This is a genomic window from Mycobacterium lacus (assembly GCF_010731535.1).
GTDB classification, from domain to species: Bacteria; Actinomycetota; Actinomycetes; order Mycobacteriales; family Mycobacteriaceae; genus Mycobacterium; species Mycobacterium lacus.
In genome coordinates this window covers 1,879,415-1,904,146 of the sequence record NZ_AP022581.1, presented here as the reverse complement: position 1 = coordinate 1,904,146, position 24,732 = coordinate 1,879,415, and the positions used below count along the sequence as shown (strand labels likewise).

19 protein-coding genes and 2 riboswitches are annotated in these 24,732 nt (G+C 67.2%); of the genes, 5 read left to right on the top strand and 14 right to left on the bottom strand.

Annotation, left to right across the window (positions count from 1 at the left end):
- The first annotated feature begins 159 nt into the window (after positions 1-159).
- Genes G6N24_RS08695 through G6N24_RS08685 form a run of 3 tightly spaced genes read left to right on the top strand, consistent with a single transcriptional unit; the run spans position 160 to position 5,253 of the window.
- Positions 160-2,343, top strand: coding sequence for a malate synthase G (locus G6N24_RS08695; protein WP_085158751.1), 2,184 nt, complete (start codon positions 160-162; stop codon positions 2,341-2,343).
- A 50-nt stretch (positions 2,344-2,393) separates the two neighbouring features.
- Complete coding sequence (locus tag G6N24_RS08690) at positions 2,394-4,364, top strand: substrate-binding domain-containing protein (protein ID WP_085158749.1); 1,971 nt, start codon at positions 2,394-2,396, stop codon at positions 4,362-4,364.
- A 28-nt stretch (positions 4,365-4,392) separates the two neighbouring features.
- On the top strand, positions 4,393-5,253 hold the full coding sequence (locus G6N24_RS08685) for a haloalkane dehalogenase (protein ID WP_085158747.1): 861 nt from the start codon (positions 4,393-4,395) through the stop codon (positions 5,251-5,253).
- A gap of 14 nt (positions 5,254-5,267) precedes the next feature.
- Here G6N24_RS08685 and gcvP read toward each other — a convergent pair whose 3' ends face one another.
- The 12 genes from gcvP to G6N24_RS08625 all read right to left on the bottom strand — a co-directional run bounded on the left by gcvP (position 5,268) and on the right by G6N24_RS08625 (position 18,892).
- The gene (gene gcvP, locus G6N24_RS08680; RefSeq protein ID WP_085158745.1) at positions 5,268-8,102 is read right to left on the bottom strand and encodes an aminomethyl-transferring glycine dehydrogenase; all 2,835 of its coding nucleotides are present in this window, start codon (positions 8,100-8,102) and stop codon (positions 5,268-5,270) included.
- 46 nt (positions 8,103-8,148) lie between these two features.
- Positions 8,149-8,283, bottom strand: a riboswitch (glycine riboswitch).
- Positions 8,284-8,381, bottom strand: a riboswitch (glycine riboswitch).
- 95 nt (positions 8,382-8,476) lie between these two features.
- Positions 8,477-9,118 carry a MerR family transcriptional regulator gene (locus tag G6N24_RS08675; protein WP_085158743.1) on the bottom strand — a complete coding sequence of 214 codons (642 nt, stop codon included), beginning with the start codon at positions 9,116-9,118 and terminating at the stop codon, positions 8,477-8,479.
- A 306-nt stretch (positions 9,119-9,424) separates the two neighbouring features.
- On the bottom strand, positions 9,425-9,919 hold the full coding sequence (locus G6N24_RS08670) for a bifunctional nuclease family protein (protein ID WP_085158740.1): 495 nt from the start codon (positions 9,917-9,919) through the stop codon (positions 9,425-9,427).
- 119 nt (positions 9,920-10,038) lie between these two features.
- Positions 10,039-10,782, bottom strand: coding sequence for a transcriptional regulator FtsR (gene ftsR, locus G6N24_RS08665; protein WP_085158738.1), 744 nt, complete (start codon positions 10,780-10,782; stop codon positions 10,039-10,041).
- Positions 10,779-11,261: a glycogen accumulation regulator GarA gene (gene garA, locus G6N24_RS08660; protein ID WP_085158736.1), complete on the bottom strand. Its 483-nt coding sequence runs from the start codon at positions 11,259-11,261 to the stop codon at positions 10,779-10,781. Before garA ends, ftsR begins: the two co-directional genes overlap by 4 nt.
- 252 nt (positions 11,262-11,513) lie before the next feature.
- Positions 11,514-11,909 (bottom strand): glycine cleavage system protein GcvH, encoded by a 396-nt coding sequence (gcvH, locus tag G6N24_RS08655; protein WP_085158734.1) that lies wholly within the window; start codon positions 11,907-11,909, stop codon positions 11,514-11,516.
- 22 nt (positions 11,910-11,931) lie between these two features.
- Positions 11,932-12,669, bottom strand: coding sequence for a DUF881 domain-containing protein (locus tag G6N24_RS08650; protein WP_232070782.1), 738 nt, complete (start codon positions 12,667-12,669; stop codon positions 11,932-11,934).
- A gap of 184 nt (positions 12,670-12,853) precedes the next feature.
- The gene (locus G6N24_RS08645; RefSeq protein WP_085158732.1) at positions 12,854-13,186 is read right to left on the bottom strand and encodes a small basic family protein; all 333 of its coding nucleotides are present in this window, start codon (positions 13,184-13,186) and stop codon (positions 12,854-12,856) included.
- Positions 13,187-13,217: 31 nt separating this feature from the next.
- A complete protein-coding gene (locus tag G6N24_RS08640; protein WP_085158730.1) occupies positions 13,218-14,141 on the bottom strand; it encodes a DUF881 domain-containing protein in 924 nt (307 codons plus the stop codon).
- Positions 14,134-14,763 (bottom strand): CDP-alcohol phosphatidyltransferase family protein, encoded by a 630-nt coding sequence (locus tag G6N24_RS08635; RefSeq protein WP_085158728.1) that lies wholly within the window; start codon positions 14,761-14,763, stop codon positions 14,134-14,136. Before G6N24_RS08635 ends, G6N24_RS08640 begins: the two co-directional genes overlap by 8 nt.
- A gap of 55 nt (positions 14,764-14,818) precedes the next feature.
- A complete protein-coding gene (gene secA2, locus G6N24_RS08630; protein WP_085158726.1) occupies positions 14,819-17,140 on the bottom strand; it encodes an accessory Sec system translocase SecA2 in 2,322 nt (773 codons plus the stop codon).
- Positions 17,141-17,239: 99 nt separating this feature from the next.
- Complete coding sequence (locus G6N24_RS08625) at positions 17,240-18,892, bottom strand: acetolactate synthase (protein ID WP_085158724.1); 1,653 nt, start codon at positions 18,890-18,892, stop codon at positions 17,240-17,242.
- 95 nt (positions 18,893-18,987) lie between these two features.
- Between G6N24_RS08625 and G6N24_RS08620 the strand changes: the two genes are divergently transcribed.
- A complete protein-coding gene (locus G6N24_RS08620; protein ID WP_085158722.1) occupies positions 18,988-20,907 on the top strand; it encodes an ABC transporter ATP-binding protein/permease in 1,920 nt (639 codons plus the stop codon).
- 235 nt (positions 20,908-21,142) lie between these two features.
- Positions 21,143-22,651, top strand: coding sequence for a PE family protein (locus tag G6N24_RS08615; RefSeq protein WP_163745463.1), 1,509 nt, complete (start codon positions 21,143-21,145; stop codon positions 22,649-22,651).
- On the opposite strand, the gene G6N24_RS08610 is transcribed toward G6N24_RS08615, so the two are convergent.
- A complete protein-coding gene (locus tag G6N24_RS08610) occupies positions 22,624-24,117 on the bottom strand; it encodes an FAD-binding protein (protein ID WP_163745462.1) in 1,494 nt (497 codons plus the stop codon). The genes G6N24_RS08615 and G6N24_RS08610 overlap by 28 nt on opposite strands.
- Before the next feature lie 75 nt (positions 24,118-24,192).
- Positions 24,193-24,693, bottom strand: a complete 501-nt coding sequence (locus G6N24_RS08605; RefSeq protein ID WP_163745461.1) for a VOC family protein — start codon at positions 24,691-24,693, stop codon at positions 24,193-24,195.
- Between the last annotated feature and the right edge of the window lie 39 nt (positions 24,694-24,732).

Genomic DNA, 24,732 nt, shown 5'->3' with positions numbered 1-24,732 from the left:
GAACAATACGCCTGCGTTGCCAGCGCACGTTCGCGCTGGGCGCTACACCGCGGCGGGCAGCGTTGTTGGCCTATTGTGACCTGGCCTTGCGGGCCGCCGGATGCGGAAGTGATGCCGTCGGCCGGTAGTCTGAGCTAATTGCCAGTAAGGGAGGAAGTAATGACGGATCGTGTGTCGGCGGGCAACTTGCGCGTCGCCCGGGTGCTCTACGACTTCGTGAACAACGAGGCCCTGCCTGGCACCGATATCGACCCGGACAGCTTCTGGGCGGGCGTCGACAAAGTGGTCACCGACCTCACCCCGCAGAACCAGGCGCTGCTGAACATCCGCGACGAGCTGCAGGCCCAGATCGACAAGTGGCATCGGCATCGGGTGATCGAGCCGATCGACATGGACGCATACCGTCAGTTCCTCACCGAGATCGGCTATCTGCTGCCCGAACCGGACGACTTCACCATCACCACGTCGGGGGTCGACGACGAGATCACCACCACGGCGGGCCCGCAGCTGGTCGTGCCGGTGCTCAACGCGCGGTTCGCGCTGAACGCCGCCAACGCCCGCTGGGGTTCGCTGTACGACGCCCTGTACGGCACCGACGTCATCCCGGAAAGCGACGGCGCCGAAAAGGGCTTGACCTACAACGAAGTTCGCGGCGGCAAGGTGATCGCCTACGCACGGAAGTTCCTCGACGACAGCGTACCGCTGTCGTCGGGCTCCTACGCCGATGCCACCGGGTTCACGGTGCAGGACGGCCGGCTGGTGGTTGCCCTGCCGGACGGGTCCACCGGCCTGGCCGACCCCGGCCAATTCGCCGGCTACACCGGCGCAGCCGAGTCGCCGGCGTCGGTGCTGCTGATCCATCACGGTTTGCACATCGAGATCGTGATCGATCCGCAGTCGCAGGTCGGCTCCACCGACCGCGCCGGCGTCAAGGACGTGATCCTGGAATCGGCGATCACCACGATCATGGACTTCGAGGACTCGGTGGCCGCTGTCGACGCGGCGGACAAGGTGCTGGGTTATCGGAACTGGCTCGGCCTGAACAAGGGCGACCTGGCGGCCGCGGTGGACAAGGACGGCTCCGCGTTCCTCCGGGTGCTCAACAGGGACCGGAACTACACCGCACCCGACGGCGGCCAGTTCACGCTGCCCGGACGCAGCCTGATGTTCGTCCGCAACGTCGGCCATCTGATGACCAACGACGCCATCGTCGACGCCGAGGGCAACGAGGTGTTCGAGGGCATCATGGATGCTCTATTCACCGGCCTGATCGCCATTCACGGGCTGCGGGCAGGCGAGGCCAATGGGCCGCTGGTGAACAGCCGCACCGGTTCCATCTACATCGTCAAGCCAAAGATGCATGGCCCGGCCGAGGTGGCGTTCACGTGTGAGCTGTTCAGCCGCGTCGAAGACGTGCTGGGGTTGCCGCAGGGCACCATGAAGGTCGGCATCATGGACGAGGAGCGGCGCACCACCCTCAACCTGCGGTCGTGCATCAAGGCCGCCGCGGACCGCGTGGTTTTCATCAACACCGGATTTCTGGACCGCACCGGCGACGAGATCCACACCTCGATGGAGGCCGGCCCGATGGTGCGCAAGGGCAGCATGAAGAGCCAGCCGTGGATCCTGGCCTACGAGGACAACAACGTCGATGCCGGCCTGGCCGCCGGTTTCACCGGTCGCGCCCAGATCGGCAAAGGCATGTGGACCATGACCGAGCTGATGGCCGACATGGTCGAGCAGAAGATCGCCCAGCCCCGCGCCGGCGCCACCACGGCGTGGGTGCCCTCGCCCACCGCGGCCACCCTGCATGCGATGCATTACCACCAGGTCGACGTGGGCGCGGTGCAAAAGGAGTTGACCGGACAACGGCGCGCCACGGTCGAACAGCTGCTGACCATTCCGCTCTCCGAGGAACTGGCCTGGGCTCCCGAGGAGATCCGCGAGGAGGTCGACAACAACTGTCAGTCCATCCTCGGCTACGTCGTGCGCTGGGTCGAGCAGGGCGTCGGCTGCTCGAAGGTGCCCGACATTCACAACGTGGCGCTCATGGAGGACCGCGCCACCCTGCGGATCTCCAGCCAGCTGCTGGCCAACTGGCTGCGCCACGGCGTGATCACCAGCGAGGACGTGCGAGCCAGCCTGGAACGGATGGCACCGCTGGTCGATCAGCAAAACGCCGGCGACGCGGCCTATCGCCCGATGGCGCCCAACTTCGACGACAGTGTCGCGTTCCTAGCCGCGCAGGAGCTGATCTTGTCCGGGGGCCAGCAACCCAACGGCTACACCGAGCCGATCCTGCATCGCCGTCGTCGTGAATTCAAGGCTCGCGCCGGTGAGTGATTTCGCCTTCGAATTGCTCACAGGTCGACACAGCAGACATTGGCATCGGTATGGGTCGGCATAGCAAACCCGATCCCGAGGACTCCCCCCACGAGCCGTTTGAGCCCGCGCCTTCGGACTCCCCGGGCACCTACGGCTACTTCTCCGACGAGGAGCCTTACCCCGCTGCCGGTGCCGGCGACGACGAGTACCCCGACTTTCCGCCCCGGCCGGAGACTGCGTCGACGCCCTCGGAGCAAGCTACCGCCCCGCCGCCGCTGTTCCAGGCCAGCCATCGAGGGCTCGGTGATTGGCGGGGCGGCCATCGCAGCGCGGGCGGGCGACGGGGGGTCAGCGCGGGTGTGATCGTGGCCCTCGTCGCGGTCGTGGTGGTCGTCGCGGGGGTGATCCTGTGGCGCTTCTTCGGGGACGCGTTGTCCCACCGCTCGCACACGGCTGCCGCCCGCTGCGTGGGAGACACGGACACCGTCGCCGTCATCGCCGACCCATCGATCGCCGACAGCGTGAAAGAGCTCGCCGACAGCTACAACGCGTCGGCCGGCCCCGTCGGTGACCGCTGCGTTGCGGTGGCGGTCAAACCGGCCGGATCCGACGCCGTGATCAATGGTTTCATCGGCACGTGGCCCCCCGAATTGGGCGGCCAGCCCGGATTGTGGATCCCGGCCAGCTCGATCTCCGCGGCACGGCTCTCCGGAGCCGCAGGCCAGAAAATCATCAGCGACAGCCGCTCGCTGGTGACATCGCCGGTGCTGCTTGCGATCCGGCCCGAACTCCGGCAGGCCCTGGCCAACCAAAACTGGGCGGCACTGCCCGGCCTGCAATCCGACCCCAACGCGCTGGCCGCCCTGAACCTGCCGAACTGGGGTTCGCTGCGGCTGGCGCTGCCGATCACCGGCAACGGCGACGCCGCGTTTTTGGCCGGCGAAGCCTTAGCGGCCGCGTCCGTACCCGCAGGTGAGCCGCCGACGGCCGGCGTCGGCGCGGTGCGCACCCTGATGAGCGGGCAGCCCAAGCTCGCCGACGACTCGCTCACCGAGGCGATGAACGCGCTGCTCAAGCCCGGTGACGTGGCGCCGGCGCCGGTGCACGCCGTGATCACCACCGAACAGCAGCTGTTCCGGCGCGGCCAGTCGATGTCGGATGCCAAGGACAAGTTGGGTTTCTGGCTGCCGCCCGGGCCGGTCGCGCTCGCCGACTACCCGACGGTGCTGCTGAGCGGTTCGTGGCTGTCGCAAGAGCAAACCACGGCGGCCAGCGCGTTCTCGCGCTTCATGCACAAACCCGAGCAACTCGCGAAGCTGGCCAAAGCCGGCTTCCGGGTCACCGGCGTTAAGCCTCCGAGCAGCCCCGTCACCAGCTTCCCGGCGCTGGCGTCCACCCTGTCGGTGGGTGACGACGGAATGCGCGCCACCCTGGCCGACACCGTGGCCACGCCGTCGGCCGGAGTGGCCGCGACCATCATGCTCGACCAGTCGATGCCCACCGACGAGGGCGGGAAGACCCGGCTGGCCAACGTGGTCGCGGCGCTCGACAACCGGATCAAAGCGCTGCCGCCCAGCTCGGTCGTCGGGTTGTGGACGTTCGACGGCCGCGAGGGCCGTTCGGAGGTGTCGACCGGGCCGCTGGCCGACCCGGTGAACGGCCAGCCTCGCTCGGCCGCCCTGCTGGGTGCCCTGGACAAGCAGTATTCATCCGGTGGCGGGGCGGTGTCGTTCACCACGCTGCGCATCATCTACCAGGACATGCTGGCCAATTTCCGTGCCGGCCAAGCTAATTCGGTGTTGGTGATCACCGGTGGGCCGCACACGGACCAAACGCTCGATGGGCCGGGGCTGCAGGATTTCATCCGCACCAGCCAGGACCCGGCCAAACCGGTCGCGGTCAACGTCATCGACTTCGGCGCTGACCCGGACCGGGCCACCTGGGAGGCGGTCGCCCGGCTCAGCGGCGGCAGTTACCAGAACCTCGCGACGTCGGCCTCCCCCGACCTCGCCACGGCCGTCAACACATTCTTGAGCTGAGCCGCCGGGGCGCTCGGGGCATACCATCGTGGGCGTGGAGTTCACCCCGGATCCTCAGCTGTATCCGTTCGAGTCGCGCTGGTTCGACAGCTCGCGCGGCCGTGTCCACTACATCGACGAGGGAGACGGCCCGCCGATCCTGCTGTGCCACGGCAACCCGACGTGGAGCTTCCTGTATCGGGACATCATCGTGGCGCTGCGGGACCGCTTCCGCTGTATCGCGCCGGATTACCTCGGTTTCGGGCTTTCGGAGCGACCCCCGGGATTCGGCTACAAGATCGACGAGCACGCGCGGGTGATCGGCGAGTTCGTCGATCACCTGGCCCTCGACGGCTACCTGACGATGGGCCAGGACTGGGGCGGGCCGATCGGCATGGCGGTGGCGGTGGAGCGAGCCGATCGGATACGCGGCATCGTGTTGGGCAACACCTGGTTCTGGCCGGCGGACACGCTGACGACGAAGCTCTTCAGCAGGGTGATGTCCAGCCCGCCGATGCAGTACGCGATCCTGCAGCGCAACTTCTTCGTTGAGCGGCTGATCCCCGCGGGAACCGAGCGCCGGCCCAGCGCCGCGGTGATGGCGCACTACCGGGGTGTGCAGCCCAACGCCGCGGCCCGGCTGGGCGTCGCCGAGATGCCCAAGCAGATCCTGGCTGCCCATCCGTTGCTCGCACGGCTCGCCCGGGAAGTGCCGGCCAAGCTGGGTGCCAAACCCGTCCTGCTGGTCTGGGGCATGAAGGACATGGCGTTCCGACCCGGCCCGTCAATCCCGCGGATGCGCGAAACGTTTCCCGACCATGTCCTCGTCGAGCTGCCGACCGCCAAGCATTTCATCCAGGAGGATGCGCCGGACCGGATTGCCGCGGCGATCATCGAGCGATTTGGCTGACGGCTCGGGCCGGCTCAGGCATATGCCTCCACCGGCGGGCACGAGCACACCAGATTGCGGTCGCCGTAGGCGCCGTCGATGCGACGCACGGGCGGCCAGACCTTGGGCCGAAATGCCGTGCCCAACGGGTAGGCGGCTTCCTCGCGGGTGTACGGATGGTTCCAGTCGGACACCAGCAGGCACTCGGCTGTGTGCGGTGCGCCGCGCAGCGGGTTGTCGTCGACGGTCCAGATTCCGGCCCCTACTTTGTCGATCTCGGCGCGAATGCCGATCATGGCCTCGCAGAACGCGTCCACCTCGGCGAGGCTCTCGCTCTCGGTCGGCTCCACCATAAGTGTGCCGGCCACCGGGAAGCTCATCGTTGGCGCGTGAAAGCCGTAGTCCGCCAATCGTTTTGCGACATCGTCGACGGTGATACCGGTCGACTTGGTGATGCCACGCAGATCGAGGATGCATTCGTGGGCCACCATGCCGTTCTCGCCGGTGTAGAGCACCGGGAAGTACTCGTCGAGGCGGCGGGCGATGTAGTTGGCCGACGCGATCGCGGCCAGCGACGCCGCCCGCAGACCGTCGGCGCCCATCATCCTGAGGTAGGCCCAGGTGATCGGCAGAATCGACGCCGACCCGTACGGCGCCGACGACACCGGGTTCCCATGAGGCAACTCGGGGGCGAACGGGTGACCCGGCAGGAACGGGGCCAAATGCGAGCGCACCGCGACGGGCCCAACTCCCGGGCCGCCGCCGCCGTGCGGGATACAGAATGTCTTGTGCAGGTTCAGATGGCTGACGTCGCCGCCGAACTTGCCCGGCCGGGCCAAGCCGACCAGCGCGTTGAGGTTGGCGCCGTCGACGTACACCTGACCGCCGGCGTCGTGCACGGCGGCGCAGATGTCGGCGATGTCGTGCTCGTACACACCGTGCGTGGACGGGTAGGTGATCATCAGGGCCGAAAGCCGGCCGGCGTGTTCGCTGACCTTGGCACGCAGATCGTCGAGGTCGACGTCGCCGTTATCGTGGCAGCCCACCACGACTACCCGCATACCGGCCAACGCGGCAGACGCGGCGTTGGTGCCGTGCGCGCTGGACGGGATCAGGCAGATGTCGCGGTGCGGTTCCCCCCGGCTGGCGTGGTACTCATGGATCGCCAACAGGCCGGCGTACTCGCCCTGCGAGCCCGCGTTGGGTTGCAGCGAGACCGCGTCGTAGCCGGTGATCGCCACTAGCCAGCTCTCCAGGTCGGCGATGAGCCGACGCAACCCCGGAGTGTCGGAAGCCGGGGCGAACGGATGCTGACGCCCGAATTCCGGCCAGGTGATCGCCTCCATCTCGGCGGCGGCGTTGAGTTTCATCGTGCACGAGCCAAGCGGAATCATGCTGCGGTCCAAGGCGATATCCTTGTCCGCCAGCGCGCGCAGGTAGCGCATCATCGCGGTTTCGGTGTGGTATTGGGTGAACGCGGGGTGGGTGAGGAACTCCGATGTGCGCGTTTCGATATCGACACGCGCCGGGTTGGTAGCCGATAGACCGAACGCGTCCAGAACTACGGCCACATGGGCGTCGGTGGTGGCTTCATCACAAGCCACCGACACGTGGTCGGCGTCGACGCGCCACAAGTTGACCCCGTTGGCCTTGGCCGCGGCCAGCACCTCGTCGGCGCGCCCCGGCACCCGTGCCAGCACCGTATCGAAGAACTGGTCGTGCACTAACGCGTCGCCCAGGGCGCCGGCGATGGCCTCGGCGTGGGCATGCGTCCGGCGCGCGATGCTCTTCAGCCCATCGGCGCCGTGATAACTGGCGTACATCGCGGCCATCACCGCCAACAGCACCTGTGCGGTGCAGATGTTGCTGGTCGCCTTGTCGCGGCGGATGTGCTGCTCGCGGGTCTGCAACGCCAGCCGAAAGGCCGGCGTGCCGTCGCTGTCGACCGACACGCCGACCAGCCGGCCGGGCAGCTGACGGGCATGCCTGGTGTGCACCGCGAGGTAACCAGCGTGCGGCCCGCCGAACCCCATTGGGACGCCGAACCTTTGAGTGGTTCCAAACGCGACGTCGGCGCCAATCTCGCCGGGCGGCGTGATCAGCGTCAGCGCCAACAGGTCGGCGCCGATCCCCACCAGTGCGCCGCGGTCGTGGGCCTGTCGCACCAGAGCCGTCCAGTCGGTGATGCGCCCGCTGGCACCCGGCAGCTGGGCGATGACGCCGAAGAACTCACCGTCTGGCATTCCGTCGCGCAGGTCGGCGGTCACGATTTCGATGCCGAGCGGCTTGGCGCGGGTGGCCAGCACGGCGGCGGTCTGGGTGAACAGGTCGACGTCGACGGCCAGCCGGTTGGCTGGGCCCTTAGGATTCGAGACAGCCCGGTGCATCAAGGTCATGGCCTCCGCGGCCGCGGTGCCCTCGTCGAGCATCGACGCGTTGGCGATCTCGAAGCCGGTGAGGTCGGTGACCATGGTCTGGAAATTCAGCAGCGCTTCTAACCGGCCCTGACTGATCTCAGGCTGATACGGCGTGTAGGCGGTGTACCACGCCGGGTTTTCCATGATGTTGCGCAGCAACACCGGGGGTGTGAGCGTGTCGTAGTAGCCCTGTCCGATCATCGACACGGCGACGGTGTTGCTGTCGGCCAGCGCCCGCAGCTCGGTCAGCGCCTCCGCCTCACTGGCGGCCGGCGGCAGCCGGTCCAGGCCCGGCGCGACGCCGGCGTCGGTGAGCGTGTCGAGGATGCCCGACGGGACCGCTTTGGCCGCCAGGTCGTCGAGGGAATCGACACCGATCACGGCAAGCATGGCCGCGACTTCCTGGCTGTCCGGGCCGATGTGCCGCTCTGCGAATGCTGAATGGTCGGTCACTGGCGAAACTCCTGACGTGGGTATCACAAAGAAAAGGGACTAGCGGCCCTCTCCCTCTGTCTTCACCCGTTCGCCAGGCGCCTGAGAGATTCAGCGACGCGTGCACCGGGAGGTGGGTGTCGCCTTTCCCCATCGGCGGGTGAGGACCGCTCGGGGCCGCCACCGCTTTCCAGAGGCATCGTTATTCCGCGCGGTCCGGGTGCCTGAGAGGTTGACGGAGAGGTGTTGCTCCTTCGGCGTCTGTAGCTGGCGGCCACAGAACTCTCCCGCACGAGTGCGATGCGTCTCCCAGTCTACTGCCGAGCAGACACAGAATCGCACCCCAGGCACCCGCCGCGTGCGATTCTCTGTCTGCTCGCGGTGGGAATTCTCCGCTAGCCGATCTTGCGGTCGCGGTGTTTTCGCCGGGATGCCAGCTCGTCTTCGGGGGCGGCGATCGACTCACCGCCGTCGGCGCGCTCGCCGCGGAAGTCGGCGATGACGCCGGTCAACTCACGCATCGCGCCGGAAACAGCGATGCCGAACACACCTTGGCCGCCTTGCAGGAGGTCGACCACTTCTTCGGCCGACGTGCACTCGTACACCGTGGTGCCGTCGGAGAACAAGGTGATGTTGGCCAGATCCTGGACGCCGCGCTGGCGCAGATGGTCGACCGCGACCCGGATGTTGTGCAGCGAGATACCGGTGTCGAGCAGCCTTTTGACAATCTTGAGAACCAAGATGTCCTTGAATGAGTAGAGCCGCTGACTGCCGGAGCCGGCCGCGCTGCGGATCGACGGGACTACCAACGAGGTCCGTGCCCAGTAATCCAGCTGCCGGTAAGTGATGCCGGCGATCTGGCAGGCGCTCGGCCCGCGGTAGCCAACCAGCTCGTCGGGCACGGAATCGTCGGGAAACAGCCCGGGTTGCACCGGTGCGCTCGTTGCGGTGAGGCCATTGGCGGCGCTGTCACCCCCGCTCGCGGTGTCCGCGGGGTCGGCAAGGTCCAGCTGGTCTTGACGTGGCTGGTCGCTCACGGTGCTTCCTCTCGCCGATCGCGCTCTTGTCAATAGCTGCGTCGATGGCTGCCCCCCACAGCCACGTTTGTTCAGGCCCCGAGTGCTAGAGAGCATACGCTGTCGAGCGGTCGCGGTGCTCCCCGTTGATCATCAAGTCGTCTTCAAAGTATGGCCTTCGCCGGCGTACTTGGGCGATATCCGGCAGGCGTGTCGACATCGCAGTTTGTGAGATGAGACTCATCCGTGACGTTGGTGGCCCGCCGCCTCCCCCGCACCCGGGGCACCCCCACAGCCCGCCGTTGCACGGCGCGCATCGTCGGCTCGCTAGGTGGCCTTGAAATCGTCGGGCGACACGCTGTCGAGGAACTCCTTGAACTTCTCCACCTCGTCCTCGCGAACAGCGGTGTTGGGTTCCTCGTCGCTCTCGTCGGGAATCAGTAGGCCCGCCTGGGCGAGTACCGCCTCCTCGACGTAGATCGGAACGCCGACCCGCAGTGCGATCGCCACCGAGTCCGACGGCCTAGCCGACACCTTGATATCGCGGTCGAAGATCAGATCAGCGTAGAAAGTGCCTTCCTGTAGATCCACGATGCGCACCTCTTTGAGCGAATGACCAAGTGCGGCAATGAGATCCCTGATCAGGTCATGCGTGAGCGGACGGGGTGGCTCAACGCCTTGCTGCTCCAGCGCGATGGCGGCCGCCTCCGACTGACCGATCCAGATCGGCAGATACCGGTCACCGTTCGCCTCGCGCAGTAACAGCACCGGCTGGTTCTGCGGCTGCTCGACGCGAATGCCGACAACACGAACTTCACCCATCTGTGCCTGCCCTCCGCACATGCCTGGCCGTGTACGACTAGCGCTCGGCACGACGACGCGGTGAACGCCATGCCCCGACCATGTCGTCGAACACCAAGCTGTCCAACGAAGTCTAGTCCTCAGCGGTGCAGAACGTCGCGAACCGCCGACTTGATCAACGCGGTATGCAAAGTGATGGCAAGTGCGGCCACCTCACGCACCAAATCGTCGGCACGGTCACGGGCGCCGGCCTTGCCGGCCTTGACTACCGGCCCGGCGATTTGGGCGATCAGGTCCGACTGCCGATCGGCCGCTGAGCGGAAGGCGCGCAGATGCCGCGGCTCCACACCGTAATCGGACAGTGCCCGCGCGCATTGCAGGATCACGACCGCGTGTTCGTCGAAGAAGCCGCCCGGCCCGGTGGTGATCACTCCGGATTTGAGCAGCGCCGACAGTAGCTCGTCGTCCACGCCGGAGCGCTCCAGCAGGTCTTCCCGGCTCAGTCGAATGCGGGTGGGCGCCACCGCCGCCGCGTCGGATCCGGTGGGAGTTGCCCCGCTGCCCGTCACCGACACCAATCGCGGTGCTCCGTAAGGAGATCCAAACGGTGGCAGCGCACCGTCGGGCTGGGCATCCAGCTGCGCCCGGATCACCTTCAGCGGCAGGTAATGATCCCGCTGGGCGGTGAGGATGAAGCGCAGCCGCGCGCAGTCGTAGGCGGTGAACCTCCGGTACCCCGACGCAGCCCGCTGTGGTGTGACCAGCCCCTCAGCCTCCAAGAAACGAATCTTGGAGATCGTGACATCGGGGAAGTCCGGCCGCAGCAACTCGAGGACGGCCCCGATCGACATCCCGGCCAGTGCCGGGCTATCGGGCGCGCTCACTGGCCTCCGCTTCCCCCGTCGTCGCCTTGCTTGGGCCCGGTCAAGAAGACCAAGCGGAACTTGCCGATCTGGACTTCGTCGCCGTTCGCCAGGACCGCCGAATCGACCGGCTCGCGGTTGACGTAGGTGCCGTTGAGACTGCCGACGTCCACGACGTGGAATTCGTTGTTTTCCAACCTGAATTCGGCATGGCGGCGACTCACGGTGACGTCGTCGAGAAAGATATCGCTGTCGGGATGCCGACCGGCCGATGTGATGGGCTGGTCGAGCAGGAAGCGGCTCCCGGCGTTGGGTCCCCGCTTGACGACCAGCAGCGCCGATCCCGCCGGAAGTCCCTCGACCCCGGACACCGCGCCCTCGGCACCCGCCTGAGCGGGAGCTTCCAGTTCGCTGAGGAAGTCGGCGCGGAAGACGGAGGTCGTCTCCACGGTGACTTCGTCAGAGGTCTGGTCCTTCTCTCTATCCGCGTTGTCCGTCACCCGCTGCTCCTCACTGGCCGCCGTGGCGTTGTTTGCCGGGGCCGTTCGGCCCGCGTTCCGCTACGATTACCGCCCTTTACCGCTTGTCAATTCCCATAGTGCCGATGTGTCGACCGTACCGCGCACGGCCCTGCAATGTGCCCACCACTACAGGATCGTAAGCCTGGTTGCCCGGCTGGGCCGGACGCCCACTTCGGCCGTGTCATCGCCCGTCTCGTCGCCGCGAAAGGCTGGCACGGACCTTAGCAATCGTCATTCGGTGAGTGTGCCGCGGTAGGCCTCCGCGTCAAGCAGTGTCGCGACGGCTGACTCCAAAGCGGCGACACCAACCTGCAGATCTACCAGCCAGCCGGCACCGTACGGGTCGGAGTTCACCAGTTGCGGGTTGCCTTCCAGATCGGTGTTGACCGCAGACACCTTGCCCGCGATCGGCGCGTACAGATCCGACACCGATTTCGTCGATTCGACTTCCCCGAAGGCTTCCCCCGCCTTCACCTCGGTGCCGACGGTGGGCAATTGAACGAAGACGACGTCGCCTAGTGCCGACTGTGCGAAGTCGGTGATCCCGACACGTACGGTGTTATCTCCGCTTCGGCGAACCCACTCGTGTTCGGCGGTGTAGTGCAGTTCGGCCGGGATATCGCTCACGTTGATCCTGTTCTGTTGTCGGTCACTTGACGGGCTGAGCGTATTGGTGTGGTTTTGGTTGCCGCAAGGTGGTCACGTCAACGCGGTCGGCCTGTTGCACCGAAATGCGCCCACCAACGCGTTTGACGCTGTCCTCGGCGCCACCGGGAATGTTCATCGCCGCAGCCAGGGTCGGCGGATCGCCAATCGCCAGAATCGAATACGGCGGCGACAGCGTTTTGGTGTCGACGGTCAGGGAACCCGGATTGCCAACCACCCACGTGTCGACACCGACTCGCACGGACTGATGACCGTCGTTGATCTCGATCGCCTCGGCGCCTGCGGCGCGCAACTCGTTGATCACGTCGAGCATCGCCTCGGGTGCCACTCCTGGACCCGGATCCTCGATCTTCACGGTGACACCAGGCCCGGTGGCCCCCACCGCGCCGACCAGGATGGACAACGCGGCCAACCTGGCCTGGGCGCTCTCAATGGCGGCTTGATCGGAATTGCCTGACGCCTGCAACGAGTTCAGCGTGTTCTGCAGCTCGCTGACTTCGGTGTTCAGCGTTGCCTCGCGCTGCCGCAACGAATCCAGCAGCACCAACAGGTCTGCGGGACGCGCCGTTTCGAGCGAGTCACCCGACTTTGTCTCGCGGACCTGGGTGACGATCGCGATCCCCAAGACCAGGCACAACAAGATCGCCAGCACCCCGAATATCAGACGTGACCGTCCGCCGCGCAGCAGCCCGGACAGTCCGGTCCGGTGTACCGGCCCGATCTCGGGCCGCGGACGGTTCCCCGGTAGTTCGTGACGGCCGCCCCGGCGGGCTTCGCGGGGCTCGGCTCTTGGGTGACCGCGCCGGGCTGGCGCGTCGGCATTCTCCCCGTCTGGGGGACCGGCGCCTTCCGGGGGGGCTGATGCCTTCAGGGGGTCCTTGCTCACGCTGACCTCGTCATCTCCATCATGCGCCGAACAGCCGGCGCCGAAGCGCGGCGGTGTTGCCGAAGATGCGGATACCCAACACGACGATGATCGCGGTGGACAGCTGCGTACCGACGCCCAGCTGGTCACCGACGTAGACGATCAGGGCAGCTACTAAGACGTTGAACACGAACGACACCACGAACACCTTGGGGTCAAAGATCCGCTCGAGGTAGGCCCGCAGCCCGCCGAACACCGCATCGAGCGCGGCGACCACCGCTATCGGCAAATAGGGCTGAATGACCTCGGGCACGCTCGGATGAAAAACCAGTCCCAGCACGATGCCAACGGCAAGCGCCGCGATCCCGATCATGCTCGTCGGATTCCCGTCCGGACTTCTCTCACTAGTGCCCAATCTGTTTGGCGAACTTGACATCCCGGATCGCTCCGGCGGGCAGTGCCAGACCGTCGCCGACGTTCACGCTGACGCCGACGCCGTAGGACATCTCCAGCAGCCTAAGACGGTGCAGACCGGGACTGCGATCGAAGGTGTCTTGCATCGCGTGCGGCGGCCCGATCGCGAGGATGGTGTACGGGCTGCTGGTGGGATTGTTGTCGACCAGGATCGCTCCGCCGGCCTGACGGATGGTCACGTTCGGACCGATGCGGGCGCCGTCGATCGAGATGGCCTCGGCGCCGCTCGCCCATAGCGAGTTGACGACGAGCTGCAGGTCGCGGTCCAGAATGATTTGCTGGCTGCCGCTCACGCGCTGCTTGGATACGTCGGAAAGGTTATGACCGACACCGGGGTCGGTCACGACTACCGTCAGACCGGGGCCGATGACCGGTGTGCTGGCGGCCGCCAGGCTGATCGCGTCGAGACGGGCCAACAGCCGCTGTCCCTCGGCGTCGTCGGCGAGCGCGAGGCGCTGCACCTCGTCCACCTTGGCCGCGAGCATGCTGCGCTGGCCCGCCAACTTGGCGGCGGATGCTTGCGTCGCACGCGCGCTCGTCGCAAGCAGCTGCTGGGCCGTGCGCACGCCGGGCGCAACCGACCGGGCTTGTGCGACCGCGGCGGCAAATACGGTGGCGACCAGGGTTGCCGCCAGGGCCTGCCAGAACCACCCAAGAGCGCGGGCTCGCCTATCCGGGGGTGTGGCAGCGCGGTTACGCCTGGCCGCAGCGGCGGCGTAACCGGGATCCAGATGTTCGGACAGCAGCGCGCGAAGCAGCGAAGGCACGGGGATGTGCTGCGGCCGCGCGGCCTCGTGCGCGCTGCGGCCGGCGTTGGGGTCGTAGCCGCCGAGCAGCCTGTTGGGCTCAGCCATGTTCACCGGCCTGTCCGGCCACCAGCTGCCGGCTCCGGTCCTTGAGCTTGGGCATCCGGCGCATCACCATGGTCATCTGCACCGCATACAGCACAAACGCCCACAGGTATGCATAAAGACCCCAGATCAGAAATCCCCAGCCGCAGGCCCCCAGCGCGCGGCTCCACAACGCCCCCCCCTGCCCCAGCAGGACCAACGGAAAGCCGGACATCAGCGCGAAGGTCGCGGCCTTGCCGACATAGGTCACCGGCAGCGCCGACAGCCCGCGGCTGCGGAGCAACGGCAGCGTCGCCGCCAGTAGCGCATCGCGTGCCAGCAGCGTGATGACGAACCACCACGGCACGATCCCAGCCAATGCCAGCACCACCGGGACGATCACCATGTAGAGGCGGTCGACGGCGGGATCCAGCAGCACGCCCAACCTCGATGACTGGTTCAACGTCCGGGCGATCTTGCCGTCGGCCCAGTCGGAGGCGCCACTGAACATCAGGATCCCCACCGCCCAGCCGTCGGCGTGCGCGACGAGCAGCACATAGACGAACACCGGGATCAGCGCCAAGCGGATGAAGCTTAGCGCGTTGGGCACCGTCAGTACCCGATCCTTTGGGGTGCCGGGCTCCATGAGGCGTGACATTAGTCCGGGGATGTTGCGGTCCGTCAAACGGATCGACGCTCGGTCAGCGGAAGATTCCGGGCAAGCTCAGCGTGGAAAGCGTGTCATCGGACAGCGGGTTGTCGTTGACCATGTAGGTCCACGTCGACGTCGGCCGCGCCAGCTTGGATAGATCCAGACCCGGTTCCTTTTCCAGGACATTGGCTGTTTCGAACGTCTGCTGAGCGGCCTCGATCGCGTCTGTGGCCAGCGACGCGAACGCGTCGACGGCCAGCCGGTGAAACTCGTCGAGCGGGTTTTGCCGACCCAGCGCCCGCAAGTGGATGCTCTCGCGGATGTCGGCCAGATATGCCAGATGATCGGCCCAGCCGCGGTCGAGGTGATACAGCATGATCAACCGGCAGATCTTCTCGAGGCGTTTCTCGGAAAGGCCTTCGGCCAGCTCTTCATATCGCTTCGGCGCGAGCTCGGCGAGCTCCTCGCGCGCGGTTGCGGTGCGCAGCAACGTGTTTCGCCGGTCGACGATGATCGCACGTTGCTGGGCGATCAATTGGTTATAGCGCCACGTATTGGCGTGCACGTCCAGCATCCGGCCCTCGGCGACACGCTGGGCATGATCGAGCAACCCGGCCGCCTTGGGGCTGACGATCCGGCCGTCCTCATCGGTGTCCATCGGCAGCTTGTTGGTGTCGAGGTTCGCCGCGACGACGTCGTCCTCCCAACTGGAGAAGAACACCGACGATCCCGGATCGCCCTGGCGCCCGGCCCGACCACGCAGCTGATTGTCCAGCCGCTCGGTGTGATGCCGGCCGGTGCCCACCACGTGCAGCCCGCCCAGTTCGGCGACCCGGTCGTGGTCGGCCTCGTCGGACCCGCCGAGCCGGATGTCGGTGCCGCGCCCGGCCATCTGGGTGGACACCGTGACCGCGCCGAACTTGCCGGCCTCGGCGATCACCCGGGCCTCCTCGGCGTCGTTCTTGGCGTTGAGCACCACCGCGGGCACGCCGCGACGCAGCAGCCGCTCGTGCAGCTCCTCGGATTCGGCCACGTCACGGGTGCCGACCAGCAGCGGCTGGCCGGTCGCGTGCACCTCGGCGATGTGGGCGACGATGGCGTCGTTCTTGGCGGCGGCGGTGATGTAGACCCGGTCGGACTCGTCCTCGCGGATGTTCGGGGTGTTCGGCGGTATCGGTGAGACGCCAAGCTTGTAGAACTGGCGCAGCTGCTCACCGGCGGCCAGCGCGGTGCCCGTCATGCCGCACACCGTTGCGTAGCGGTTGATCAGCGCCTGCACGGTAATGGTGTCGAGCACTTCTCCCGTTTCGGTGGTCTCGATGCCCTCCTTGGCCTCGACGGCGGCCTGCAGGCCGTCCGGCCAGCGCTGCAGCTGCGCGATTCGGCCGCGCGACGCGTTGATCAGGTGCACCGCGTCGTCCCGGACGATGTAGTGCACGTCGCGCTGCAGCAGCACATGCGCGTGCAGGGCGACGTTGACCTCGGTCAGCGTGCTCCCGACGTGTTCCTCGGAGTACAGGTCGATGCCACCGAGCGCCTTTTCCACCTTGAGGGCACCCTTCTCCGTCAGGTGGACGTTGCGGTTGTCCGAGTCGGTGTCGTAATCGGTGCCCGCTTCCAGCTCGCCAACCAGCCGGATGATCTCCAGCCGCGGGGTCTCCCGGTGCGTGGTGCCGGCCAGCACCAACGGCACCAGCGCCTCGTCGACCAGCACGGAGTCGGCCTCGTCGATCAGCGCCACATCCGGATTGGGTGATACCAGGTCGTCGACGTCGGTCACCAGCTGATCGCGCAGCACATCGAAGCCGATCTCGTTGACCGAAGCGTAGGTGACATCGCAGCCGTACGCGCTCCTGCGCTCCTCGCTCGTCGACTCTGCGGTGATCCAGCCCACCGTCAGGCCCATCGCCTCCAGCAGCGGGCCCATCCACTCCGCGTCGCGGTGGGCCAGGTAGTCGTTGATGGTCACCACATGCACGTGCCGTCCGGCCAGCGCGTAGCCGGCGGCCGCGATCGCACCGGCGAGGGTTTTGCCCTCACCGGTGGCCATCTCGATCACGTCGCCGTCAAGCATCCGCAGCGCACCGAGCAACTGCACGTCGAACGGTCGGAGCCCGGTCGTCCTGTCCGCCGCTTCCCGGGCGATCGCGAGGAACTGCGGGATGTCGTCGGCATCAGCTAGGTCGTCGAGGTTGAGCAGGCCCGCCGCCTTGCGCAGCTGCTCGTCGTTGAGATCGGCGGCTTCCCGGTCGTAGTCTGCCGACGCGGTGACCGCCGCCATCGAACGGGTTCGGTTCTTTTCCGTGCTGGCGCCGAGCATTCGCCAGAATCGGCTGCTCAGGCGGCCCGGTTGCGTTGAGGTCTTGGGCACAGGTCAACGGTACGCGACCGCCAGCCGGCGCGAGCGTGCGTGTTTGCCCGCGACACGGCGGTCACCGGCGTACCGCCGCGCACGCTCGCGGTCAAGTAACTACGCGAGGTTGGAGCGACGGGGATAGGCAATTGTTGGGTCGGTAAGGACGTTGACGACGGCCGGCAGGCCACTGGCGAAGGCACGTTCGAGCGCCGGACGAAGCTCAGCGGGCGCCGACACCAGCTCGCCATGACCGCCCAGCGCGCGCACCACCTCGTCGTAGCGAGTTCCGGGTCGCAACTCCGCCACCACCGAATAGCCGTACAACGCCTCCATCGGATGTTTCTCGAGGCCCCAGATCCCGTTGTTCCCGATCACCGATACCACGGGCACGTTGTGCCGGACCAGGGTGTCCCACTCCATGCCGCTGAAGCCGAATGCGCCGTCGCCCTGCAACAGCACGACCTGACGGTCCGGCCGCGCCAGTTTGGCGGCCAGGGCGTAACCGGGGCCCGAACCAAGGCAGCCGAAGGGACCGCTATCCAGCCAGCAACCTGGGAGATAACTATCGATAACCCGCCCGGCATATGACCCGAAATCGCCGGCATCGATCACGATGACGGCGTCGCGGTCCAGCAACGGGGCCAGCTCGGCGTACACCCGCATCGGATGCAACGGGATTCGGTCCGCGGCGAGTTCGGCCCGCTCGAGGTCACGCGCCGAGGTCTCGGCCGCCCGCAGCTCGCCGATCCAGTCCTGATGGTCTGCCCCGCCCGGCACGGCCAGCGCCGACAGAATCGCGGTCAGGTCCCCGTACAGCGCGTCCGCAACGGGCCGCGGATGTTCGCGGTCGGGTTTGGCACGGTCGGCTACGACAAGCCGGGTTTGCGACCCGAACACCGCACCGAAGCCCAGCCGGAAGTCCATCGGCACGCCGACAATCAACGCGACGTCTGCCTCGCCCAAGGCCTTTGACCGCGCGCGCGAGAAGGCCAACGGGTGATCGGCCGGCACCGTGCCGCGGGCCATGCCGTTCATCAGCACCGGGATCAGCCGTTCCTCGGCGAGGCGTAACAGCGCCGCCTCCGCATGACCCCACCAGACGTTGGTGCCCGCCATGATCACCGGCCGCTGCGCCGCGGATAGCAGGCCCGCGACGCGGTCCAGCGCGTCGCCGTCGGGTGCGGGGGCCGTCGGGAGATCCGTCAGGGCGCCCGGGCGGCTAATGCTTTCTGGGTCCTCCGACATGGAGAACACGTGGTCCATCGGGAAGTCGATGAATCCCACCCCCGACGGAGCGGTGACCGCGGCTCGCAACGCTTCGTCGACGAGCCGGCCCGCGGCGTCCGCCGAATGGGCGGTGGCGGCGAAGCGAGCCAGCGGCGCCACGAACGGCACGTGGTCGATCTCCTGCAGGGATCCCATGCCCCATCGCAGCGCTGGGGCGCGGCCGCCGAGTACCAGCAGCGGCGACTGGTTCTGCTGGGCAGCCGCCATTGCGCTCATCCCGTTGGTGACGCCCGGCCCCGCGGTGAGCGCGGCCACGCCCGGCAGTCGCGTCACCTTCGACCAGCCCTCGGCGGCGAACGTCGCGGTCTGCTCGTGGCGGGTATCGACCAGGTGAACGCCCTCCGCGCGGCAGCCGTCGTAAATGGAAAACAGGTGGCCGCCCGACAAGGTGAAGACGGTGTCGATGCCGTTTGCCCGCAGGCGCCGCGCGATGAGCCGGCCGGCGTGGATGGTCTGGGTGGGGGCGGCGTCGGTGCTCATAAGCGCAGCCTATCCATAACCTTCAGGTACCTTCGCCGAAGGATTTCTGTTCCAGCCGCCTGCCCGAACACTTCGCCTGTGAGGAGAGACCGACCTTGGGCCCGAAACCGTTTACGCCATCGATCGACTGGTCCAGCGCATTACTGGACTCGTTGTGGTGGATTACCAGGGCGTGGGTGATCAGCGCCGTCTGTGTCCTCGCCGTGCTGGTTCTGTTCAGATATCTCACGCCCTGGGGCCGGCAATTCTGGCGGATCACTCGCGGGTATTTCGTCGGAGCACACAGTGTCCGCGTGTGGGTGATGCTTGGGGTGCTGTTGACGTCGGTTCTTATTTCAGTGCGTCTCATGGTGTTGTTCAGCTACCAGGGCAACGACTTGTATACGGCGGTGCAAAAAGCGGTCCAGGGCATGGCGGCGGGCGACGACCAAGTCAAACAATCTGGGATCCACGGCTTTTGGATGTCGATCGGGATCTTCAGCGTGCTGGCGGTCCTGTATGTCATCCGGATCATGGCCGACGTCTATCTGACGCAGCGGTTCATCATCGCCTGGCGCGTGTGGCTGACCGGCCACCTCACCGATGACTGGCTGGACGGCAGGGCATATTACCGGGATTTGTTCATCGACGAGACGATCGACAACCCGGACCAGCGCATCCAGCAAGACATCGACATCTTCACCGCCAACGCCGGCGGCACCCCGAACATCCCGTCCAACGGGACGGGCAGCACCTTGCTGTTCGGCGCCGTCAACGCGGTGGCCTCGGTGATCTCGTTTGCGGCCATCCTGTGGAACCTGTCCGGAAATCTGAATGTCTTTGGCATCGAGTTGCCGCGCGCGATGTTCTGGACCGTTCTGGTCTACGTGGTGGTCGCGACCGTGGTCGCGGTCTGGTTGGGGCATCCGCTGATCCGCCTCAGCTTCAACAACGAGAAACTCAACGCGGCGTTTCGTTATGCCCTGGTGCGTTTGCGGGACGCCGCGGAGGCGGTGGGCTTCTACCGTGGTGAGCAAGTCGAGCGGGTGCAGCTATGGCGGCGCTTTACTCCGATCATCGACAACTACCGCAGGTTCGTTCGCCGGACCATCATCTTCGGCGGATGGAACTTCGCCGTTTCGCAGGCGATTGTTCCGTTGCCTTGGGTGATCCAGGCGCCGCGACTGTTCGCCGGCCGGATCGACTTCGGCGATGTCGGCCAGAGCGCGACGGCATTCGGCAATATTCAGGACTCCCTGTCGTTCTTCCGCAATAACTACGACGCGTTCGCGGCCTTTCGCGCGGCCATCATTCGGTTGCACGGGTTGGCCGAGGCCAACGCTCAGGGTCGCGCACTGCCAACAATGCTGGTCAAGCCGAGTGAAGAGGCAACGGTTGAGCTACGCGATGTCGAAGTCCGCACGCCGGGCGGCGACCGGCTGATCGACCCGCTCGACGTGGCGCTGGATCACGGTGAGTCGCTGGTGATCACCGGGCGCTCAGGGGCGGGCAAGACCACGCTGCTGCGCAGTCTCGCCGAAATGTGGCCCTACGCTTCGGGAACGCTCTGCCGCCCCGACGGCGAATACGCGACGATGTTCTTGTCGCAATTGCCGTATGTGCCGCTGGGCAGCCTGCGCACCGTCGTCTGCTACCCGAACTCGCCAGGTGACGTCTCCGACGATGAACTGCGAGACGTGTTGACCAAGGTCGCCCTGGCGCCGCTGATCGGGCGGCTTGACGAAGAGCAGGATTGGGCCAAAGTGCTCTCTCCCGGTGAGCAGCAGCGGGTGGCCTTTGCCCGCATCCTGCTCACCAAGCCGAAGGCGGTCTTCCTCGACGAGGCCACCTCGGCCCTCGACGAGGGCCTGGAATTCGCGCTCTACCAAATGCTGCGCACCGAATTGCCGGACTGCGTCGTGGTCAGCGTCAGCCATCGGCCCACCGTCGAACAGCACCACCAACAACAGCTCCAATTGCTTGGCGGTGGTCCGTGGCGGCTGGGCCGGACTAAGGCGACACCCGCCGGAGTGTAAGCCATTGCCACACTGCGCTTTTAAGCCTTCCACTCAAGCCATGCCGGTCCCGTCGCCAGCCGTGTGCGCCGCAAACGCATCACCGGCCACCGGGTCGCTGTAGGCGCGGACCGAGCTTTTGCGATTCAGCGAAGTCTGCTCCTGGATCGCGATACGCTATCCCTCGAAATCTCGACAGCGACCAGGGGATCCGTAGCGGCCCCTACGGGGCCACAAGGTGTTGATGAGGTGCCAGATGTCATTTGTGGTCACGATCCCGGAGGCGCTGGCGGCCGCGGCGACCGAGTTGGCAACTGTCGGCTCGATGATCAGCAGCGCGAATGCAGCCGCCGCGGGGCCGACCGCACGGGTCTTGGCCGCCGCGGCCGATGAGGTGTCCGCGGCGATTGCGGCCGCGTTTTCCGGCCACGCCCAGGCCTATCAGGAGCTGAACGCCCAGGCGGCAGTGTTTCACGGCCAGTTGGTGGCGGCCCTCAACGCGGGCGGGGCGTCGTATGCGGCCGCCGAGGCCGCCAACGCCGCCCCACTTCAGGGCCTGCTGGACGTGGTGAATGCGCCCACCCTGGCGTTGCTCGGGCGTCCGCTGATCGGCAACGGCGCCAACGGGGCCCCCGGGGCCGGGGCAAACGGCGGGGATGGCGGGATATTGATCGGCAATGGGGGGGCGGGCGGCTCGGGTGCGCCCGGCATGCCGGGCGGCAATGGAGGGGCGGCCGGGCTGTTCGGCGCCGGCGGGGCAGGAGGCGCCGGTGGGAACGTAGGGACGGGCACCGGAGGGGCCGGTGGGGCCGGCGGGTCCGGCGGGCTGCTGTACGGCGCCGGTGGCGCCGGCGGCGCCGGCGGGCGCGCCGGCGGAGCTACCGGCATCGGTGGGGTCGGTGGGCCCGGCGGCAATGGTGGGCTGCTGTTCGGCGCCGGCGGGGCCGGCGGCGACGGCGGATTCGCCGCCAAGGCTGGTAACGGCGGGCCCGGCGGGGCTGGTGGGCTGCTGTTTGGCGCCGGCGGCGCCGGCGGGGCAGGCGCAACGGGCAGCGGCACCAATGCCCTCGGGGGTGCTGGTGGGGCCGGCGGGGCCGGTGGGCTGCTGTTCGGCACTGGCGGGGCGGGCGGCGCCGGCGGTGACGGCGTGACACTCTTGGGCACCGCCCCCGGCGGGGCCGGTGGGGCCGGCGGCACCGGTGGGCTGTTCGGCGTCGGCGGGGCCGGCGGCGACGGCGGAATCGGAACCGGCGGAAGCGGTGGCGATGGCGGGGCCGGCGGGTCCGCCCTGTTCTCCGGCGACGGCGGCGCCGGCGGCGCGGGTGGGGTCGGTTCCACCACCGGGGGGGCCGGCGGGTCCGGCGGCAACGCCGGCTTGCTGTCCGGCTCCGGCGGTGGCGGCGGGGCCGGCGGATTCGGCGGGGGGCCTGCAGGTGTTGGCGGTGCCGGTGGGGCCGGCGGCAATGCGGGCCTGCTGTTCGGCGCCGGCGGTGCTGGTGGTGCCGGCGGATTCGGCCTCGGCGGGGCCGGCGGGGCCGGCGGGCAGGGCGGCAAAGCCGGGCTGATCGGCAACGGCGGTGACGGCGGCGCCGGCGGGAATGGCACGGCGGCTGCGGGCGGTGCCGGCGGTAATGGTGGCAGCGCCACTCTGGTGGGGACCGGTGGTAACGGGGGCGACGCCGGGATCGGCACACCCAACGGCAGCGTCGGCATCGGGGGTGCCGGCGGGCTTTTGGGTCAGAACGGGATGAACGGGTTGCCGTAGCCGGGGCGCCCGCGAGTTCGCGCTGCCGCGTGCGCCCCGGCACGGCGCCCAAAAAACGAGCCCTCACCCAGCTGCGTGCCGCTGGCGTATCCCTTGCCGTCCTGGGCGATGTTGGAGGCGCATGCACCGGCCGCATAGAGGCCGGCCACCACCGTGCCGTCGGCGCGCAGAACTTGACCGTCCACCGATGTGGCCAGCCCGCCGATGGTGAACCCGGCATACATCGCCTTGCCGAGCGACATATCGAACGCCCCCCACGGGCCTTGATCTTGCGGCGCAAGGAATTCCGGCTGCTTATGGAAGTCGGGATCCTCGCCGCGCGCCGCGTAGGTGTTGTAGCGGTCCAGCGTCGCGACCAAATTGCCCCGCGGGATGCCAAGCGCTGCTTCCATGTCGGGCACGGTTTCCCAACCGTCGATCAGTGGCACCAGCGGCATCTTCGGGTGTTCCAAGTGCGCCTCGTCGACGATCAAGAACGCCGCGCTATCGGGCTGATCCATGATGAACCCAGCCGTCCTGGAATGGTAGGAGTCCTCGGCCACGAACCGCTGTCCGAGTTTGTTGACGATGATCCCGGTGAGCAGGATCGACGGCGGGTACGGCGGAGCCGTAATGAAGATCTGGTCCATGTGCTGGGTGGCTCCGCCGGCCGAGACGCCCAGCCGGATGCCCAGGCCGTCGTCGTAGGTGTTGCCGAGCACGAATGGCTTCTCGGCTAACTTCGGCGTGTATTTGGCCACCATCTCCGGGTTCATGACGAATCCCCCGGCGGCGATGACCACCGACTTCGCCATGATTGCACCGGTTTCGGAGAACCGCTTCCACATCACCCCGGTTACCCCGCCGGATTCGTCCACTATCAACTCGGTCGCGCCGGTCTCATAGCGGACCTGCACGCCCAGGCTGGCGGCTCGCTTGAGCAGCAGATCAATCACCATGCCGGCGCCGCCGGTGTCGCCGGGTACCGGCACCTTGTGGCCGCGCGGCGCCGGCACCGCCATCTCCAGGAACGGCCACACCTTCTCGTTGCCGGTGAACATCAACCCTTCGGTGTTGGGCTGGATCACCGCCTTGCCCGGGAAGTAACTGCGCTCGAACTGAAAGCCCAAGTCTTCCAACCAATTGAAATGCTCAACGCTGCCGTCGCAGTAAGCGCGAATCTTGGCGTGATCGGGCTCCCGCGACACCGCGACCAGGTACTTGTACATCTCCTCGGGCGAGTCGGGATGGCCGGTGGCCTGCTGCACCGCGGTCCCGCCGCCCAGATAGAAGTGTCCTCCCGCGAGGGCGGTGGTACCGCCCGCCGCGGCGGCTCGCTCCAGCACCAGCACCCGGGCGCCGGCGGACGCCGCGCTGACTGCCGCGCAGCCGCCGGCGATGCCGAAGCCGATCACCACCACGTCGACGTCATCCGACCAGGACTCGACTGCGTCCGCCTTGACCGTCGCGGGTATCTCTGTGCTCATTGGCGCCACTCCTCTCCCCCGCAAGCGGGGGTACCCCCACATCGCTTCTTCGTTCTGCATCGTCGCTGGCGCGGCTCACCGCTGCTCCTGTTTGACATAGTCGTAGAACGCCCTGATCTCCGGCGACAGGTATGCGATCTCCACGAACGGCACCCCCGCTTGCGGCGCCGACACATACGCGAAGTGCATGCCGCCGGGCATCACGCCTTGCTGTACAACGTCGGCTCCGTGGCGCGCGCTCTCGGCGAGCGCTTCGTCGAAGCGCTCCAGGCTTTCGGCCTCGATGCAGATGTGGTGCAAGCCCGGACCCTTGTCGCGCAGAAAGTCACTATAGATATTCTCCCCGCGGACCGGCGAGATCAGCTCCAGCTGGGTGTCTCCGAGATAGCTCAGCGAAATACTCGCGACGAAATCGGCGGGCTTGCCATGGTAGCTGCAGGTCTCGGGTGCAAAGTGCACGTCGGGTATCCGCACCCACTTTCGGATGCCTAACAGGCCGGTGAGGGCGGTTTCAGTGGCATCCAGGTGCGGGGTAACCCACGCGATTTGGGTCGGCGACTGAACGGGAGGGTTCATCGTCTCGCAGGATAGCCCAGCCCACGTGCCGCCAGAAAG